Below are 18,810 nucleotides of genomic sequence, written 5' to 3'. Positions count from 1 at the left end.
GCCAGAGAATGTACGCTCTACCATAACAGCTCTCAACCCGACCCGGAGGTTAACTCGCGTCCCGAAACTAGGCCATCTCTTTGTCAGGTGTTTGAGGGCATTATTAGGTCTTTGTTTACTTGAAATTAAATTTGTAGTAACTGTCTTAAAAATCAAGCGATCGCATTCTAAGTATTGCGATCGCCAGACTCATACTGCCAAGCAATCTCGTAAAACGATAAAATAGAAGTGAAAATTTTGAGCAATATTGAGAAAAGCAAATGGCAGTAGAACGATGGACAGATGCAATGCTTGATAGCTTAGCGTCAAGCGTTAGTGAAATGCGTGATAGCATAGGTGAAATGCGTGATAGCATCGATGGTATGAAAATAACGACTCAAGCGTTGCTACAAATAGCTGCACAGAATCAGCGCGATATGGAATTATTTAAACAACGCCAAACCGAAAGCGATCAAAGATTTAATGTTTTACTCGAAGAAGTCCGTTACTTGATTCGGCGCACTGATGGAGAGTGAATCGATCGCAGATTCGTAGGATGCGTTAGGCAACAGCCGTAACGCATAATCGAACCTCTAAAATAAACTCGCAGTAGTGGTGCTTTCCGATAACGGTGAACCTTCAACAAGCATCTGATTATTATTATGTACAAGTGCAGTTTTTTCTTGAAAAACTGCTAAGTCGAACCAGAAAGTTGTACCGATGCCGACTTCACTGCTCAGGTGTATTTTGGTGTGATGCTTTTCAATGATATTGCGGACAATTGAAAGTCCCAGACCAGTTCCTTCCAGGGTATGAACCCGATTTTCCACACGGAAAAAGCGATCGAATATCGCGTGCTGATCTTCTGGTGCAATGCCGATTCCCGTATCAGAAATTTCAATCCGCACTATGGGAGACAGTTTTGACTGATGAGTTTCTTCGTGCGGCTCGATTTTTAACTCTTCTTCTACTAGATAAGCGCGGATTGCCACCTGCCCCCCAGATTCAGTAAATTTGAGCGCATTGCCAACTAAATTGGCAAAGACTTGCAGCAGGAGGTCGTAGTTACCTAAAACCAACGGCAGGTCGGGGCTAATTTCCTTTCGCAGCTCGATGCCTTTATCGCGAGCGTTGAGCTGATAAGTTCGCAGGGTTTGTTCTATAGGCAAGATGATATCTACTGCCTCCAAGTGATAAATTCGGCAGGAAGATTCCAAGCGCGACAAATCGAGAACGTCGTTGACGAGGCGGGTGAGGCGGTCTGTTTCGTTATTGGCAGTTTCCAGAAACTCCCGCCGCTGTTCTTCGGTGAGGTCTTCACCGTATTCGTGTAGAGTTTCGATAAAAGATTTGATGTTGAACAGGGGAGTTCTCAGTTCGTGAGAAACGTTGCTGATGAAATTGCTTTTAGCTTCGTTTAATTGCACCTCGCGGGTTATATCCTGCACCGTCACTGCAATACCCTTGATGCTCTCCCGGTGCTGGTCGAGAACATTGGTGAGTAGGATGCGAACGGTGCGGTCTGTAGGCTCAGTCAGGGTAAGTCGGAACTCGGCACCTTCTTTGTAGCCATTGCCTGCCGCCATCTGGTATAAAGGGCGTGTTAGTTCTACGGATACTGGGGAAGGCAAATAGTGCAGGACATTAGCCCCCACAACATCAACGCCTTCCCAGCCAAACATACGACGGGCGGTGGGATTGACTAAAATTACTTGCAAACTGGTGGAAAGCAAAACTGCGCCATCTGCGATCGTCGAAACCAGCGTTTCTAGCTTGGCTTTTTCCGATGTCAGTTCCTCAATATTTTGCTCTTCATAACTTTCTAGGCGTTCCGCCATTTCGTTGAAACTGTAGATTAACTCGCCCAGTTCTCCTCCCAGGGGCAGGTCAATCCGCTGCTTAAAGTTACCGGCAGCAATGTTTTTCACCCCCACCAGCAACTCTTTAATTGGTTTGGTGATGGTCAGGGCGTTGAAAACGGCACCGAGAATTACCATTACCCAGATGGAGACAAAAACTGCGATCGTCACATCCCGCGTCAGATTTGAGGAAGTGACCACAGTCGGATTGGGGTTAATCCCGATCGCCAAAACGCCCAGATACTTGCCTTCGTGAGTTAAAGGGACAAACACATCCGTGACTGTTCCGTTCGGGGTGATGTGCTGTCGCATCATTGTCAACTCAGGATTATCGGCCCAATCAGCTGGCAGCTGAATCCGACGCTCAATGGTGAGAGAAGTTTGCACCTCTGATTCCCAAAAGGGAAGACCGAAGAAAATCTTCCCAGCTTCATCCGCATAAAGCATATAGCGCACGCTGGTGGTGCTGCCGTAGAAGCGTTGGGAATATTGGGCGACCTCAGCCAGATTGTTTTCTGCAACTAAGGGCGCTACATTGGCTGCCAGCAGCAGCCCCAAGTCCCGACCGAAGCGGGTGTCATTGAGTTGAGCATCCTGCTGGATTGTGTTGACAGCCCAGAAGGTTAGCCCACTCATAAGCAAGGAGACTACTAAGGTGGCCGCTGCCATCAGCCGCGTCTGGAGTGTAAACTCTGACCACCAATGGGCAATGACTTCTCGGATCGTTTTCAGGAGAGCCAGCATCTTAGGAAAGAGGATGTATAAAGGATGAAATATAACTGTAAAGTTTTTTTACTCTTTACCGCTTATATTTCATACTTTAAACCTCGATCGTGCTATTGATAGCTTTTTGGGCTATATCTCGCCGATAGTACGCGCCTTCAAATTGGATACAATCGACTGCTGCGTAAGCTTTGGCTTGAGCATCCTCGAAGTTTTCTCCAATCGCTGTGACTCCCAGAACCCGCCCACCATCGGATTTGGGATTTTGGCTCGCGGATTTGGGATTGTCTGGGGCCAGCGTCCCAGCGTGAAAGACGATCGCTCCTTTTGCCTGGGCTGGCTCGATGCCAGTAATTTCTTTACCCTTTTGATAGTCTCCCGGATAACCCCCAGAAGCCATCACCACGCAGACGCAGGCTCCTGTTTTCCAGCGAATGGGCGGCATCTCGGCTAGTCGCTTTTGGGTACAGGCTAGGAGCAATTCTTCCAATGGCGTTTCCAGTAGCGGTAGAATGACTTGAGTTTCGGGATCGCCAAAGCGACAGTTAAATTCCAGCACTTTTAGTTCTCCTGTTGGTGCAATCATCAATCCAGCATAGAGAACGCCTACGTAGTGAATGCCGCGTTTTTGTAAAGTTGCGATCGCAGGCTGCAAAACTTCCCGTTCTACTTGTTCTAGCAGAGTCGGCGTACAGAGAGGTGCTGGAGCATAAGTTCCCATACCCCCCGTGTTTGGCCCCGTATCCCCATCCCCAATTCGTTTATGATCCTGAGCGGGTAACAAGGGGCGAATTGTCAAGCCATCCGTCAAGGCTAAAACCGATACTTCTTCACCAATTAAACATTCTTCGATCACCACCTTGCCGAAGCCATCCTGAAAAATGTCTGCCACGGCAGACAAAGCTTCATCTATAGTTTGGGCCACTGTCACCCCTTTTCCAGCTGCCAAACCATCTGCCTTGACCACAATTGGTGCTACTTGGGTTTTAATGTATGCTCTAGCTTCTTCTTTCTCCGTAAAGACAGCCGATTTAGCCGTCGGTATTCCCGCTTCTGCCATCAAATCCTTCGCCCATGCCTTACTCGCCTCAATCTCAGCACCCGCTTTCGTCGGGCCAAACACAGCGATATTTTGAGCCAGCAGATAGTCTGCAATTCCCAGCGACAGCGGCACTTCGGGGCCAACTACTACCAGAGAAATATCATTTTCTTGGGCAAAACGTCCAATTGCCGCAAAATCATCTAGCCTTATAGGTAGATTGTGACAGCGTTCCAGGGACACCGTGCCGCCATTCCCCGGTACGCAGAATACCTCATCAACCTGCTTGGATTGCAGCAGCTTCCAAGCTAGCGCGTGTTCGCGTCCGCCATTGCCAACAACTAAAATCTTCACATTATCCTCGTGCGATCGATCTCCAATTTTTAAGGATAAAATGCTAATTTGCAGTTTAGATATATTCGCGCATTAGTCTAGGGAGTTTATGGCTATAAGTATAGTTACGGGGACAGCCGGTTTTGTTGGGTCTCACCTGGCCGAAGCTTTGTTGAGCCAAGGACAGCAAGTAATCGGCGTCGATCATTTTAATGATTACTACAATCCCGGCTTGAAACGCAAGAATATTTCAAGTTTTGAAAATCATCCGAATTTTAACTTAATCGAAGCCGATATCCAGTCTGTCGATTGGGCAGCATTACTTGCCGATGCAGAAGTAGTTTATCATCAAGCAGCTCAAGCAGGCGTCCGTGCCAGTTGGGGCGATGGTTTCCGCGCTTATACAGAACGGAACATTAACGCCACACAAGTTTTACTCGAAGCAGCAAAAGAAGCTAAACACCTCAAGCGATTTGTGTTCGCATCCTCTTCTTCGGTGTACGGTAACGCCGAAACCTTCCCAACTTCAGAATCGGTTTGTCCTCAGCCTGTGTCTCCTTACGGAATGACCAAATTGGCTAGCGAACATTTGTGCGGATTATATCACAAAAATTTTGGCGTTCCTGTGGCTTCATTGCGATACTTTACAGTTTATGGCCCCCGCCAACGTCCCGATATGGCGTTTCATAAGTTTTTCAGAACTATCCTGCTAGATGAACCGATTCCTATTTACGGCGACGGACAGCAAACACGGGATTACACCTTCATCAGCGATGCAGTTGCTGCCAATTTAGCAGCTGCAACCGCACCAGCAGCGGTTGGCGAAGTTTTCAACATTGGCGGCGGTAGTCGCGTAGTATTAACCGAAGTGCTAGACACGATGGAAAAAATTGTCGGGCGTCCCATTCGCAGAAATCACATCGAAGCAGCGAAGGGAGATGCGCGTCACACAAGTGCGGATGTGTCTAAAGCGCAGAAGTTATTGGGTTATCAGCCAAAAGTCTCGCTGCAAGAGGGTTTAACCCAGGAATGGGAGTGGATTAAAGCGTTGTACGCTGCCTAGCAAGAGGTTTTGAACTGTTGCATCAATTTCTAGAGTTCTCTGTTATGGGTTGACAGTTTCTAACTGGGAATATCGGGTCAACCTAATTCCTTAGCAAAGAAAGCTGCAAAGCGCTTGCTCTAGGCAAAACATAAACCGCTAAGTTTCATTTACAGATTTTATAAAAGTTTTAGCATACCTTGTATCATAGAGCCGCTAACGGCTCTATGATACCCATACATTCAAAGATAAAAAACTTATTGCCAAAAACCGCAGTAAAAAGCTATCCTCAAATAAGCTGATTTTAAAATTATAGTCATAGTCACATAGGTTAGGACAGTGTTTATCGCTCAAAGCAAGGAAGCGACTGTGTTTGCACTAAAGCACTAAAGCCGAAGCACTTTGCTATACCCTGGTAAAAAAAGACTATATTTACCCTGATGGCCAAATAAATTCATAAATCTTAACATAAGATACCGAAATACGGAGGATTTCAATCATGCTGATACTCCCAGGTTATCAACTCACCTCAGCCATTCATGAAGGTGTTAAAACTGTGATTTATCGCGGCATCAAGTCGCCAGAACAGACATCGGTAATTATCAAAACTCTCAAAGCAGAGTATCCCACCCTCGAAGAAATTACCCGATTGCGGCACGAATATAAAATTATCCAGCCACTCAATATAGAAGGCATTGGCAAAGCAATAGGTTTAGAAAACTATAAGAACGGTTTAGCCCTAATATTGGAAGATTTTGAGGGAGACTCCCTCAAAAAATTAATGAGCGAGCAAAAAATACCCATACTCGCATTTCTTTCCATCGCCCGTCAGCTAGTACAAACTCTGCACGAACTGCATAATAATCATATTATTCATAAAGATATTAAACCCCAAAATATCCTGATCGATCCCCAAAAATGGATTGTCAAACTCATTGATTTTAGCATCGCCTCTCGGCTTACCAGAGAAACACCTACAATTAGCAGTCCCGATTTACTCGAAGGAACCCTCGCCTATATTTCCCCGGAACAAACCGGGCGGATGAATCGCTCCATTGATTATCGCACCGACTTTTACTCTCTAGGCGTCACTTTCTATGAAATCCTCACAGACCAACTGCCTTTTAAAAGCAACGACCCGCTGGAATTAGTACACTGCCACATTGCTAAAACACCAGTATCGCCGCATCAGATGAATTCAGAGATTCCTCTAGCGGTTTCCGATATTGTGATGAAGCTAATGGCAAAAACCGCTGAAGACAGATATCAAAGCGCTTTGGGAATCAAAGCGGATATAGAAACCTGCTTTAATCAGCTAATCTCCAGCGGCAAAATTGTCAACTTCGTTCCCGGAAACATGGATAAATCCGGCCAATTTCTCATCCCCCAAAAACTCTACGGACGGGAAGCAGAAGTCGCCGAACTGTTGGCAACCTTTGAGCGTGTCGCTGCTGGCAGCACTGAGATGATGCTGGTTTCCGGTTATTCGGGGATTGGTAAAACTTCAGTAGTCAATGAAGTTCACAAACCAATTGTAAGGCAACGCGGGTATTTTATTGGCGGTAAGTTTGACCAGTTTAAGCGGAATATTCCTTATTCTGCTCTCATTCAAGCTTTCCAGGAATTGATGCGTCAGCTATTAACAGAAAATCCGGAAAATATTGCTATTTGGAAATCGAAGTTATTAGAAGCGTTAGGAGAAAACGGTCAAATTATCATTGATGTAATTCCGGAAGTGGAATGGATTATAGAAGCACAACCGGCGGTAATACAGTTAGGGCCGACTGAATCTCAAAATCGTTTTAATGCAGTATTTCTAAAGTTTATCGGCTGCTTTGCACAAAAAGAACACCCGCTCGTTTTATTCTTAGATGACTTACAGTGGGCAGATTCAGCTTCTTTGAAGTTAATCGAGCTGATGATGACCGATGCGGGTAGCAAATATGTGTTGATGATAGGGGCGTATCGAGATAATGAAGTTAGTCCGACTCATGCCACAATTCAGACTATAGAGAAGATTCAGCAAGCTGGGGCGGTTGTTAATAATATTGTTCTAGATGCTTTGGATTTCTCCCACGTCTTTGCTTTAGTAAGCGATACTTTGGGTGAAAACCTAACCCCCCAACCCCCTTCCCTTGCAGAGGAGGGGTTGGGGGAGAGGTCAAAACCGTTAGCTGAGTTAGTTTTCAACAAAACTCAGGGTAATCCTTTCTTTTTGACGACTCTGCTTTCTACGCTGTATTCGGAGAAACTGCTGACGTTTGATTTTAGCGAAGGTCGCTGGTTGTGGGATTTAGAGCAAATTCAATCTATTGGCATCACAGATTTTAATGTTGTTGAACTGGTGGCTAGAAATATTCAAAAACTGGCTGTGTCAACTCAGCACGTTTTAAAGCTAGCTGCTTGTATTGGCAATACGTTTAACTTAGATAATCTGGCAGTTGTTAATGAAAAATCGCTGTTAAATACTGCCGATGAGTTGTGGGAATCGTTGCAAGCAGGATTAATTTTGCCTCTTTCCACAGATTATAAAATACCCCTATTTGTTGAGGAATCAGAACAGAAATATTGGCAAGTTAAAGATTTAAAAGTAGGTTATAAATTTTTGCATGACCGGGTGCAGCAAGCAGCGTATTCTCTGATTCCAGAAGCTGAGAGAAAAGCTACTCACCTAAAAATTGGTCAGTTGTTGTTGGTGAAGACCGCTAAATTCGCTTTGGCTGAAAATCTTTTTGATATTGTCAACCAACTGAACATAGGGGTGGAATTCATTACAGGGGAGGCCGAAAAAGAAGAATTAGCAAAATTGAATTTGATGGCTGGTAAAAGAGCTTTAGCTGCAACAGCTTATGATGCCGCTGTTAGGTATTTGAATGTTGGTTTGCAATTACTTCCAGCAGAGAGTTGGGATACTCATTATGAATTGACGCGAGATATTTTTGTGGAAACAATAGCAGCAGAATATCTAAATACTAATTTTGATCGAGCGAAAGAATTATCTGATGTTGTCATCGAACGCGCTAAAACCCTGCTCGAAAAAGTGCTGGTTTATGAAAAAAAAATCCAGTTTTACATCGCTCAAAACCAGATGCAAGCCGCGATAGATACGGCGCTACCAGTTCTAAAGATGCTGGGAGTTTCCTTGCCTAAAAATCCTAGCAAACTGAATATTTTAATGGGGTTACTTAAGACAAAGCTGATGCTGGGAAGAAAGAAGATTGAGGAGTTAGCAGACCTCCCAGGAATGACCGATGCTTATAAACTAGCGGCTATGCGGATCTTAATGACCGTATTTAGTCCAGTTTTTTTTGTGGCTCCCGCTCTTTTCCCGCTGGTTACAGTTACAATGATTAATCTCTGTCTCAAACATGGGAATTCTCCGCAGGTCGCTTACGCTTATGATTTTTATGGCTTGATCCTGTGTCATATTGTCGGAGACATCGACTCTGGATATCGATTTGGTCAACTGGCTGTGAAGCTGGTTGACCAATTTGATGCTAGAGAACTCAAACCGAAAGTAAATATAGTATTTAATGCTGTGATCCGGCACTGTAAAGACCATATTAGGGAAAGCAGCGAAGTGTTTTTGGAGCAAATTAAACTGGGTTTTGAAGTCGGAGATATAGAATATGCTTGTTATAGCACTATGGACTATTGCACCTACCCTTTTTTGATAGGTGAACATCTGGAATATTTAGCACATAAACAGGCTAAATATCAGGATATGATGGTAAAACTTAAACAGGAATTCCAGTTAATAACAACAAACATCTGGAGTCAAACAGTCTTAAATTTAATGGATAGATCTGCGGATAGATGCAGGTTAATAGGCGAATGTTTTAACGAAACAGAAATGCTGGATTTCTTAATCAAAAAAAATAATGTAACGCTGATTTTTCCTTTTTATTTTCTGAAAGCTTTTCTGTCGTATTTGTTTAAAGATTATTTTCAGTCTGTTGAACAAGCCAGATTGGCGGAAAAATACGCAGAAGGCGGCGTCGGTTCTCCGGCTTTTGCGGCCCACAACTTTTACTATTCTCTAGCTCTCCTGGTTCTGTACCCCACTGCCGAATCAATTGAGAAGACCAAACAGATGAAGAAAGTGGTGGCGAATCAGAAAAAAATGAAGAAATGGGCATTTTATGCCCCGTCGAACTATCAGCATAAGTACGATCTCGTGGAAGCAGAGAAAGCGCGAGTCTTGTCCCAAGACGTCAAAGCAATGGAGTATTATGACCGAGCAATAAAAGAAGCCAAAGAACAAGGATATATTCAAGAAGAAGCTATTGCCAATGAACTAGCGGCAGAGTTTCATTTCTCCCGTGGCAGAGAGAAGATTGCTCAAACTTATCTGACTGAAGCCTACTATGGATATATTCGCTGGGGAGCCAAAGCTAAAGTCAGAGATTTAGAAGAAAGATATCCTGAATTCTTCTTGAAGATACTGAAGCGGGAAGACCCCGGCTTCGATGTGACTAGGACAACTACCTCGACGACGGGAGGGAGTGCGTCTGCACTGGATTTGGTCACAGTAACGAAGGCTTCCCAAGCGATTTCTTCTGAAATCGTTCTCGGCAAGTTGCTGGATAAATTGATGCACATTCTCATCGAGAGTGCTGGCGCGAGAAAAGGACTTCTATTCTTAAAAAAAGGAGGCGAGTTGCTGCTGGTAGCAGAGGGTGCCGTAGAGAAAGACAAAATCCGAGTGCTGCCATCTGTGAAAATTTCAGCACGTCCAGATTTGCCTGTCGCTATTATCAACTATGTGGAAAGAACCAAAGAATCTGTGGTATTAAATAATGCGAGACAAGAGGGAATTTTTAGCAACGACCCTTACATCCTGAGAACTCATTCCAAGTCAATTTTATGTTTGCCGCTTATCCATCAAGGTAAATTTACGGGCATCCTTTATTTGGAAAATAACTTAACAGTGGGAGCTTTTACCTCTGCCCGGTTGTCTGTGTTAAAACTTTTCGCAACACAAGCATCTATCTCACTAGAAAATGCGACTCTTTACGAGGAGTTGCAAACTTACTCTCAACAACTGGAAGCTAAGAATCAAGAGTTGGATAGTAAAAATGCCGCTTTGCAGTCTTCAGAAGCGCTTCTGAGAGATAAAAACCAAGCATTAGAAGAATATCTGTACAAGTTGCAGCAGACACAAGCTCAACTGGTTCAAACTGAGAAAATATCTAGCTTGGGACAGCTTGTTGCCGGGGTAGCTCATGAAGTGAATAACCCCGTCAGTTTTATTAATGGCAATCTACATCATGCTTCTGAGTATGTACAAGATATGCTCAATCTTTTGAATCTTTACCAGCAGCACTTTCCCAATCCGCCAGCGGAGATTCAAGAAGAAATAGAAGAAATTGAGCTAGAATACTTGATGGAAGACTTGCCAAGAATGGTTTCTTCGATGCAAGTGGGAACTGACCGCATCTACGATATTATGCAATCGTTACGCAACTTCTCACGAGTTGATGAAGGGAGTGCCAGGGCAGTCAACATTCACGAGGGGTTGGAGAGTACGTTGATGATTTTACAGCATCGCCTGAAAGCAAAAGGAGAGTTAAAAGCGATCGACGTAGTTAAAGAGTATGGCTCTTTGCTCCCCATAGAGTGTTATCCCGGACAGCTGAATCAGGTATTTATGAATATCTTGGCAAATGCGATTGATGCAATGGATGAAGCCAGACTCACCAGTGAGAAGGAAATTCGGATTCGCACAGAAATTGTCAGCCGTCAGTCGTCAGCGGTCAGTGGTTCTCAACAAAAAACAACGAACAACCGACAACTGACCAATGACTTTGTGGTAATTCGGATTAAGGATAATGGCCCTGGGATGACGGAGGAGGTACGCTCTAAACTGTTTGACCCGTTCTTTACGACGAAGCCGATGGGTAAGGGTACTGGTTTGGGGTTGTCGATTAGTTACCAGATTGTGACGGAAAAACACGGAGGTAGGATCGAGTGTATTTCTGCACCTGGAGAGGGAGCGGAATTTATCATCAAAATTCCGCTGAAACAGCAATCTCTCCAAATCTCCGTACAAGCATTTGTTTGAAAGAGGCTGGTTATACAAATGTCAATACTTTCTGTCGCTGGCGCTGGCCCGTCACAACCAGTTGCAGATCGGCTGGAGGGGCTACAGTGGGGCCACGGCGTATAGGCTTGACAGCACGGCGAACCGGAAGAGCTAATTCCAAGCGTGAAAGAATCGTAGCAAGTACCAGCTTCATTTCAAACTGAGCGAATGCCATGCCAATACAGGCACGGGAACCGCCTCCAAAGGGCAGATACTCATAGGGTGAAAATTGCCGATCCAAGAAGCGCTCTGGGTTAAAACTCTTCGGATCGGGGTACAAATCCTCTCGTTGATGGGTTAAATAAATGCAGGGCATCAGCACAGTATCAGGCTCAAATTGATAACCCATGATTTGCAAAGGAGCTTTCAAAATACGATTAGAGGTAGCCACAACAACTGGGTAAAGCCGCAGTGTTTCAGAGCAGACAGCCGTTAAATAGGGTAGTTTAGCGATCGCACTTGGATCGGTATCGAGGCTATTAGCATCAATCTCGTCGAGTAGCTTGCTCTTGACTTCTGGGAGATAATGAATTCCGTACAAAGCCCATGTTAGCGCACTGGCACTGGTTTCATAACCCGCAATCAGTAGTGTTAGTAATTGATCCCGTAACTCCGCATTAGTCAGAGGCTGACTTGCTTCATCCCTAGTTATTAGCAATAAGCTGAGGATGTCGGCACGCTCTTCTCCAATTGACTGCCGTCGCTCTTCTATTTCGCTATATAGCAGTTCATCGATTTGCTTACGCAGGCGCACAAATTGTCCCCACGGACTCCAAGATCCTAAGTCTCGTTGAAGATCTGGAAAATAGAGCTGAGCAGCAGTAATTGGAGAGGCTATTGAGTCAAGGTATGAACTGAGTAGTTGCCGAAGTAGAGCGTACCGATTTCCCTGATGCAGACCAAACACAGCTTGCAGGATCGAGCGCAGAGCAATCTCTTGTATAAACAAACGGATTGGGAAGGGTTGACCAATTGGCCACTGGTCGATCGCCTGCGTGGTGATGTCGTGAATGAGTTGGCCGTAGGTTCGCATACGTTGCCCATGAAAGGGGGGCATAAGCAGACGGCGATGGCGTTGATGACGTTCGCCGTCTAGCATTAACAGGGAGTGTTCTCCAAAAAGCGGTTCTAACAATAGTTTGTTGCCACAGCCCGAATCAAACAAATTGGGATCGGCTGTGAAGATTTCTTTGAGCGCTTGCGGGTGACTTAAGTACACAACTGGAGAATTGCTTTGAGAGCCTATTGTGAAAGCGTCACCGTAGCGCAATGCACGTGCCTCCAAAAATTCTACGGGACGAAAAACAAACTGGAGTGTCTCTAGCCAGAGTGGAGACTGGGGGCCATCAGGGAGTTTCAAGAGGTTCTTCCTTTTTTGAGTAGATGCTACTGCTATGCGGGATATTATCTCTTAAGTGGGATACCAAAGCGATAAATATGGGATATTGCATTTGGGTGACCTGTCTGCTACTCCTTTCCCGCTCTCAAGAATATCTATAAAGGCCGCAGAGGGGCAGAGGGGCAGAGGGGCAGAGGGGCAGAGGGGCAGAGGAGAAAAGGAATGATAGATAATCTTCTGGCGGGAAGAGAGTAAGCTCTTCAATAATAAAAGCTTATCTTTTATTCACATAAATTAATAAATTTCAATAGAAATATCTGTGAGTAAATCTACTAAATAGCAAATTTACTGATATGCTTATCTACGTTAAGTGATACAGATCACAGACGAAGAGAAATTGACCGAGTAATTGCAGGGCGCAAGTCCATACGTTGTTTATTAATGGTTTTTGGAGAGAAAGTTGTCCGTGCAAATAAGGGTGCTATCTACCGTGTTGACTTTCATTAAGCGTTTTTACCGCAGTTTCCGGCGCGAAGCGCATCTGAGTTGGCAATTCATCGGGGGCGATATTTCAGCGTCGATAATACCGGGACTGCTATTTATGGTGGCGGCGTGGAAAACTCATCCAACTGATGTACTCGACTTTCTTCTGGTAATGGGACGCGGCATAGTTTATTTTTTGCTATACATTGTGCCGTTTTGCGTGTCGAACCAAATTGTCGGTGTTGAGGAAGATCGGATCAATAAACCCCATCGTCCACTGGTGAAAGAAGTGGTCTCGCTTCAGGGAGCAAAGGTAAGATGCGTTGTAAGTATGGTGCTATTTACGCTCTTTGGATGGTGGTTTGGAGTTTTGGAGTGGACGCTGCTGTGGCAAGCCTGCATTATCTTGCACAACATGAGTAGTGGATCTAAGCACTGGTTTACCAAAAACCTCTTCATGGGAGTCGGCGCATTTGCCCAACTTGCAGCTGCTTGGCAACTGGTTACGCCAATTACTCCTGTCGCTTGGCGGTGGATTGCAGTGGTAGCTTCTGTCTGGCTAATGCTTGCTGCTGTTCAGGATCTTCGCGATATTGAAGGCGATCGCGCTATAGGTAGGAACACATTCCCAATTGCATTTGGGGAAACTGCAAGTCGAGTTGTGCTTAGTCTAGGTTTTGCAATCTTGCCCTTAGTAACTCATACTATATTGATGGAGCCAATTGCGAATAGCTGGAATGTAGAGTTGTGCGATATTGGCTTAGCAGTAATAAGCTTGACTATTGCGGCGCGGATTGTTTTTTATCGCTCAATCGGGGCCGATCGCCAAACTTATATGCTATTTACCTATTGGGTTTGTTCGGTACTGGCTAGTGCGATCGTTGTTATTTAACTTGGAGCGGCAGCAGTTAAATCCCACGGCTGTCCGCATCTTGCCTCTGCCGACAAACCGTAACCAGAAAGTATCTCATAGAAAAATATTGCTGATAAATTAACTTATAGATAAGCAGCTAAGTAGGTGGGCATAATTAAACGTAAAACTGCGGGCTCAAGAAACCCGGTTTCTTGGAGAAACCGGGTTTCTGGATGTTCAGTTTATTTACGCCCACCTACTTAGTGCCATTTGAGGCCGATCCCAATCCCCCAGCGCCAATATCCACCACTTTACACTGGAAATAAAGAGATACCAGAGAAAAAGGGTGGGATGGCAGAATTTTGAAAACAGCGATCGAACAACTTACTCTCTCACAAAAATCTGAGATTCCTCCAATCCGCGAAAAGTGGCGAGCGTATGCACTCTCGACCGAGCGGATTGACAGAGAGCGTGCAGCGCAAGCAGTCAAAGCTGTTTACGCCGCGATCGGTTTGCCAGAACCGGAAATGGTTTTTTTTGATAGTCCCCACGCAGCTTTGAGACAACCAAAGAACCTGCTGGCCAGTTTCTTGGGAAGTCTCTTGAGGGGCAAAATAGAAAAGGAACTGGGGATTCAACAGGGAAGCCAACTGAGGAACGAACTGGAAGATCGACTCTCAAGCGAAGCGATCGACTATCTGAAGCGGCAACTGTGGGGTCTGCTAGCGAACCAATTCGGACTCCAAGTGGGGAAATCACTGTGGCTCGAGCTGAGGAAGCAACTGGGCAGTCAAAATGATAACTGCATTCAACCGGAGATGTGGGCAAGTCATGGTGGTTTGTTTGAGTTTTATATTTCTGTCTTGAACTGGGATTACTCAAGCGCTTCATGGGAAGCGCTTGAGTCGGTGGTGAGGGAGTGTGGCTGGATTTTCCCCTGGAGGAAAACTTGCTTTGTGTGCGATCGGCCCTCAAAACTCAGTTTTGATAATCAACGACTCCTTCACGCAGACGCACAGCCAGCAATTCAGTTTACAGACGGATTTTGCGTATATGCCTATCATGGCGTGAGAATACCTGAAAAATATGGTACGTTACTGCCTTACCAATGGCAGCCGCAGTGGATTTTGTCAGAGACCGATCCTGAATTGAGACAAGTCTTAATTGATGGGATTGGTATGCTACGAATTCGCAAAGAACTAGGAAATATTGAATTAGATCTTTAGCGGCAATCTATACTGACCACGGGTAGAAACTGTTCTTTTTGGGGACTCTTAAGAGAAGCTATGCCAATTCTTCTCTTAAGAGTCCCCAATTCCTTCCTAATAAAATATTATAGCTAGGGACTAGGGGCTAGGGGCTAGGGGCTAGGGAAGAGGGAAGAGGGAAGAGGTTACTCCGTAAGGGATTATGGACTTCATGTAACAGTTGGAGTTGGCTTAATCGCCCTGGCGGTTGCTATAGTAGAAAATGGTGGCCGATCAGAATTGACTAGGGTTAAGCTAGTGCTTTGTGCTGGAGTAGCAAAGTCATGATCAAAGTAGTGATTAGCCCACAGTCCTTGCTGGAAACGGGCATTAAAGTTGAGAAAGTTGATAACCTTCGACTTTTCAAATTTACCGACGAGTTACAATTTCACCTCGAAGACCTGCTAGAAAAGAACAAGACAGGTTCGCTGACCCTAGAAGAAGAGGCAGAACTCAATGCCATAAGGGAACTAGACCGCATCTTTACCTACCTCAATTCACTCTTGGTTGCCCAGCAATGACTATTAATGAATTGACAAGGCAACTCGTGCGGAAACGCGCAGGCTACCTGTGCGAATATTGCCACTCTCCAGAAAAAATCAGCACCTCTCGTTTCACCATCGATCACATTCAGCCGCGTTCTCTAAATGGCTCGGGTAGTAGCATTCTGCGATCGGATCATCATAGGGACTGGCGATCGCACTCCTAAAAATTCCCCCCACTTGCATAAACATCAACCTGGTTTCTTAGTTCACCGATCGGCTTTCTGCTGGCTATATCTATTTTTGAATTCTTGTTGCTGTTTATTATGATCTACTATAGGTTGAGGATAGCCAAGGGCGGCGCGTTCTAAAGGGGGAATTTTTCCGGTTACCAAGGATTCTGGATGGCCCGATCGCAATTCAGGCACCCATTTTCTAATATATTCTGCTTTTGGATCGAATTTCTGCGCTTGAGAAGCCGGATTAAATATACGCACTGGTTTGGGGTCCATCCCGCTGGAAGCACTCCATTGCCAACCACCGTTATTAGCAGAAAGATCCCAATCATATAACTTCTGCATAAAATATTTTTCTCCCAGACGGGGATCTATAAGCAAATCTTTGGTCAGAAAACTGGCAACTATCATACGACAGCGGTTGTGCATCCAGCCAGTTTCGTTCATCTGTCGCATGGCTGCATCGACAATTGGATAGCCGGTTTTGCCTTCACACCAAGCTTTAAAATATTCTGGATTATTGTCGTAAGGAAAAGTTTTAAAGACTTCGCGAAAAGCACCTTCTGCTAATTCTGGAAACCAATACATCGCGTGTTGATAAAATTCGCGCCACGCTAATTCTTGTTGCCATGTTCGGATATTTGTTTGTACTTCTTCGCTGGGACTTTGTTCCATTACCTGCATAGCACGATCCCAAACTGTACGAATGCCGATCGCACCAAATTTTAATGCTGCACTCAACCTGGATGTGCCGTCAACGGATGGAAAGTTGCGCTGTTCTTGATATTCAAATATAGCTTTTTCGCAAAATTCTTCTAGTCTTTCCTGTGCTGCTTTTTCGCCTGGTGACAACAGCAATTCATTCTCCCAAATAAATCCTAAATCTTTGGCTGTAGGCAATTCTATAGCACCGGCATTTCGCGCTGCTTCTTGTTCGGTTGCGGTTAAATTTATCTGATTTTGAAATATCTTTACTGGTTCAGTTTTAGGTTTGTTAATCCAGTTTTTCCAAAAGGGAGTGTAAACGGTGTAGGGCCGATCGGACCCGGTGAAAATTTCTTGTGGGGCGTGCAATAACTGATCCCAGAAGTTTTGGACTTGAATGCCTTTTGCGTTCAGGGATTCGCTGACGATGCGATCGCGCTCTTTCGAGTAAGGTTCTACATCCCAATTCCAGTATACTGCCTTAGCGTTAATATCTGCTGCCAACGTTGGTATTGCTTTGCTGGGTTCGTCATCCACTATCAACAACTGGCTACCAGCTTGGGCATAACTTCGCTGAAGTTCCTCCAAACAACCAATCATATAAGTAACTCTTGCCGGTGCAACATCATCCCGACGAAGGATGTTGCGATCGAGGCAGAAAACGCCTACTACTTTTTGGCTTTGCTGCTGTGCGGCAGCAAGTCCTACATTATCCGAAATGCGTAAATCGCGACGATGCCAAAAGAGAATTAAATCAGACATATAATTTGGTCAGTTGTCAGTTGTCAGTTGTCAGTGGTCAGTTGTCAATTGTCAATTGTCAGTGGTCAGTGGTCAGTGGTCAGTTGTCAATTCTCAGTGGTCAGTGGTCAGTTGTCAATTGTCAGTGGTCAGTGGTCAGTTGTCAATTGTCAGTGGTCAGTTGTCAATTGTCAGTTGTGATTACTTGTTTGGGATGTTGTGGATTGATTTGATGTATGCTTTTAATTGAGGCGCTAAGTCATTAATCATTTGTTTGAGTATAGTTACTTGTTCAGCAGTTAATAGTTTTCGGCAATAAGCTCGTCTCAATTAATGTTGTGTTTCGTTTAAAGAACCTCTCGCTATTTTCACAAAGGGTCGATTATCTTGATAACTCCCTCTTTCTACTCCTTCTAATGACAACTGACCACTGACAACTGACCACTGACCACTGACCACTAAAATAAAAATGGGCGAGCTAAGAAAAAGCTAGAAATAGATTTGGCGTCTACTGGTTCTCCAGCCCAAATCGCTTTTTCCAATTCCTGGGGAGTCATCAAAACTGTTTCTATGTCTTCGTCAATATCTTGTTCTGGAGGCGTTTCCAAGAGTTCCAAATCTTGAGCGAGAAAGGCATAGATAATTTCATCGGAATATCCCGGACAAAGGAAGAATTGTCCTAATTTTTGCCATTTGTGGGCGCGATAGCCAGTTTCTTCCTCAATTTCGCGCTCGATCGTTTGTGCTGGATCTTCATTTGGCTCAATAGTTCCCGCTGGGAATTCCAACAGACGCCCTTCTGCGGCGAAGCGATACTGCCGCAATAGCACCAGCTTGCCCTCTGAGGTCACTGGCACGGCGAGGGCACCACCTGGGTGACGAATACACTCCCAGTCGCCCTCAGCCTGGTTGGGAAGGCGTAGATGGCTGACTTCAAAGTTAAATTTGCGACCTTGGTAGCGCAGGCGTTGTTTGAGCAGTTCTGGTGGTTCTTGACCCGATGCCATAGTCGATTTTGGATTTTGGATTTTGGAATTGAATTGACATTCAATCCGCAGGTATTAATCGGCGGACACCTGAACAGTCTACAGTGCCAAGGAGTTCTGCGATCGGCATTCCCGAAACTGGCTCGATCCAAGCTGGGGCAATTTCCGCCAAAGGCACCAGCACAAAAGCTCGTTCCCTCATGCGGGGGTGAGGTAGCTGGAGAGTATCTGTGTCGAGGATTATATCATCAAATAACAATAAGTCAAGATCTAATGTTCTTGGCCCCCAACGTTCTCGGCGGAGGCGACCAAACTTGGCTTCAATCCCCAGTAGCGTCTCTAACAATTGCGGCGGACTCATCTGGGTTTGCAGTAGGGCACAGCCATTCAAGTAATCTGGTTGAGGTGGCCCGACAGCTTTAGTTTGATACCAGCCGGACTGGGCTTGCAGACTAATTCCGGGCGTTTGGGCTAGTATTTTGAGGGCAGACTCCAGAATGGCGCGAGAATCGCCTAGATTGCTGCCGAGAGCTATGGCGGAATGCCCAGACTGTAAAACCACACACGCACTTCCCCTTCGCTTTTTTTCGATCGCCAGTTTACCGTTTTGGGAAGAACGCGATCGACAATGCGATCGTGGACTAATCCTTAAGAAGGACGCTGCAACAGGCTATTGTA

General features: G+C 45.1%; 15 protein-coding genes. 8 read left to right on the top strand and 7 right to left on the bottom strand.

Going from position 1 to position 18,810, the window contains the following annotated elements:
* Positions 1-260: 260 nt before the first annotated feature.
* A complete protein-coding gene (locus LAY57_RS17840; protein ID WP_249068151.1) occupies positions 261-515 on the top strand; it encodes a hypothetical protein in 255 nt (84 codons plus the stop codon).
* Positions 516-572: 57 nt separating this feature from the next.
* On the opposite strand, the gene nblS is transcribed toward LAY57_RS17840, so the two are convergent.
* Positions 573-2,582, bottom strand: a complete 2,010-nt coding sequence (nblS, locus tag LAY57_RS17835) for a two-component system sensor histidine kinase NblS (protein WP_249068150.1) — start codon at positions 2,580-2,582, stop codon at positions 573-575.
* Between the two features lie 76 nt (positions 2,583-2,658).
* The gene (gene purD / locus LAY57_RS17830; protein WP_249068149.1) at positions 2,659-3,954 is read right to left on the bottom strand and encodes a phosphoribosylamine--glycine ligase; all 1,296 of its coding nucleotides are present in this window, start codon (positions 3,952-3,954) and stop codon (positions 2,659-2,661) included.
* 88 nt (positions 3,955-4,042) lie between these two features.
* On the opposite strand from purD, the gene LAY57_RS17825 reads away from it, so the two are divergent.
* Both LAY57_RS17825 and LAY57_RS17820 read left to right on the top strand, forming a co-directional pair.
* Positions 4,043-4,996 (top strand): NAD-dependent epimerase/dehydratase family protein, encoded by a 954-nt coding sequence (locus LAY57_RS17825; protein WP_249068148.1) that lies wholly within the window; start codon positions 4,043-4,045, stop codon positions 4,994-4,996.
* Between the two features lie 478 nt (positions 4,997-5,474).
* On the top strand, positions 5,475-11,039 hold the full coding sequence (locus LAY57_RS17820; RefSeq protein ID WP_249068147.1) for a trifunctional serine/threonine-protein kinase/ATP-binding protein/sensor histidine kinase: 5,565 nt from the start codon (positions 5,475-5,477) through the stop codon (positions 11,037-11,039).
* Between the two features lie 10 nt (positions 11,040-11,049).
* Here LAY57_RS17820 and LAY57_RS17815 read toward each other — a convergent pair whose 3' ends face one another.
* Entirely contained in the window at positions 11,050-12,420 is a 1,371-nt protein-coding gene (locus LAY57_RS17815; protein ID WP_249068146.1) for a cytochrome P450, read from the bottom strand.
* A gap of 457 nt (positions 12,421-12,877) precedes the next feature.
* Between LAY57_RS17815 and LAY57_RS17810 the strand changes: the two genes are divergently transcribed.
* The 4 genes from LAY57_RS17810 (at position 12,878) to LAY57_RS17795 (ending at position 15,691) form a co-directional block, all read left to right on the top strand.
* Positions 12,878-13,774, top strand: coding sequence for a UbiA family prenyltransferase (locus LAY57_RS17810; RefSeq protein ID WP_249068145.1), 897 nt, complete (start codon positions 12,878-12,880; stop codon positions 13,772-13,774).
* Positions 13,775-14,097: 323 nt separating this feature from the next.
* Positions 14,098-14,961 carry a DUF6745 domain-containing protein gene (locus LAY57_RS17805; RefSeq protein WP_249068144.1) on the top strand — a complete coding sequence of 288 codons (864 nt, stop codon included), beginning with the start codon at positions 14,098-14,100 and terminating at the stop codon, positions 14,959-14,961.
* A gap of 305 nt (positions 14,962-15,266) precedes the next feature.
* A complete protein-coding gene (locus LAY57_RS17800) occupies positions 15,267-15,503 on the top strand; it encodes a hypothetical protein (RefSeq protein ID WP_249068143.1) in 237 nt (78 codons plus the stop codon).
* Positions 15,500-15,691 carry an HNH endonuclease gene (locus tag LAY57_RS17795; RefSeq protein WP_249068142.1) on the top strand — a complete coding sequence of 64 codons (192 nt, stop codon included), beginning with the start codon at positions 15,500-15,502 and terminating at the stop codon, positions 15,689-15,691. Before LAY57_RS17800 ends, LAY57_RS17795 begins: the two co-directional genes overlap by 4 nt.
* A 42-nt stretch (positions 15,692-15,733) precedes the next feature.
* Here the strand turns inward: LAY57_RS17795 and LAY57_RS17790 are convergent, their stop codons facing one another.
* On the bottom strand, positions 15,734-17,167 hold the full coding sequence (locus LAY57_RS17790) for a cryptochrome/photolyase family protein (RefSeq protein WP_249068141.1): 1,434 nt from the start codon (positions 17,165-17,167) through the stop codon (positions 15,734-15,736).
* A 13-nt stretch (positions 17,168-17,180) separates the two neighbouring features.
* On the opposite strand from LAY57_RS17790, the gene LAY57_RS17785 reads away from it, so the two are divergent.
* On the top strand, positions 17,181-17,396 hold the full coding sequence (locus LAY57_RS17785; protein ID WP_249068140.1) for a hypothetical protein: 216 nt from the start codon (positions 17,181-17,183) through the stop codon (positions 17,394-17,396).
* A gap of 80 nt (positions 17,397-17,476) precedes the next feature.
* On the opposite strand, the gene LAY57_RS35885 is transcribed toward LAY57_RS17785, so the two are convergent.
* The 3 genes from LAY57_RS35885 to folK are packed head-to-tail and all read right to left on the bottom strand — an operon-like array spanning position 17,477 to position 18,694.
* Positions 17,477-17,605, bottom strand: a complete 129-nt coding sequence (locus LAY57_RS35885) for a four helix bundle protein (RefSeq protein WP_275994126.1) — start codon at positions 17,603-17,605, stop codon at positions 17,477-17,479.
* The gene (locus LAY57_RS17780) at positions 17,605-18,153 is read right to left on the bottom strand and encodes an NUDIX hydrolase (RefSeq protein ID WP_249068139.1); all 549 of its coding nucleotides are present in this window, start codon (positions 18,151-18,153) and stop codon (positions 17,605-17,607) included. Before LAY57_RS17780 ends, LAY57_RS35885 begins: the two co-directional genes overlap by 1 nt.
* Positions 18,154-18,193: 40 nt before the next feature.
* A complete protein-coding gene (gene folK, locus LAY57_RS17775; protein WP_249068138.1) occupies positions 18,194-18,694 on the bottom strand; it encodes a 2-amino-4-hydroxy-6-hydroxymethyldihydropteridine diphosphokinase in 501 nt (166 codons plus the stop codon).
* Positions 18,695-18,810 lie beyond the last annotated feature (116 nt).

This window comes from Argonema antarcticum A004/B2 (assembly GCF_023333585.1).
Lineage (GTDB): Bacteria > Cyanobacteriota > Cyanobacteriia > Cyanobacteriales > Aerosakkonemataceae > Argonema > Argonema antarcticum.
The sequence above is the reverse complement of the archived record's forward strand: the minus strand, read 5'-3'. Positions and strand labels throughout refer to the sequence as shown.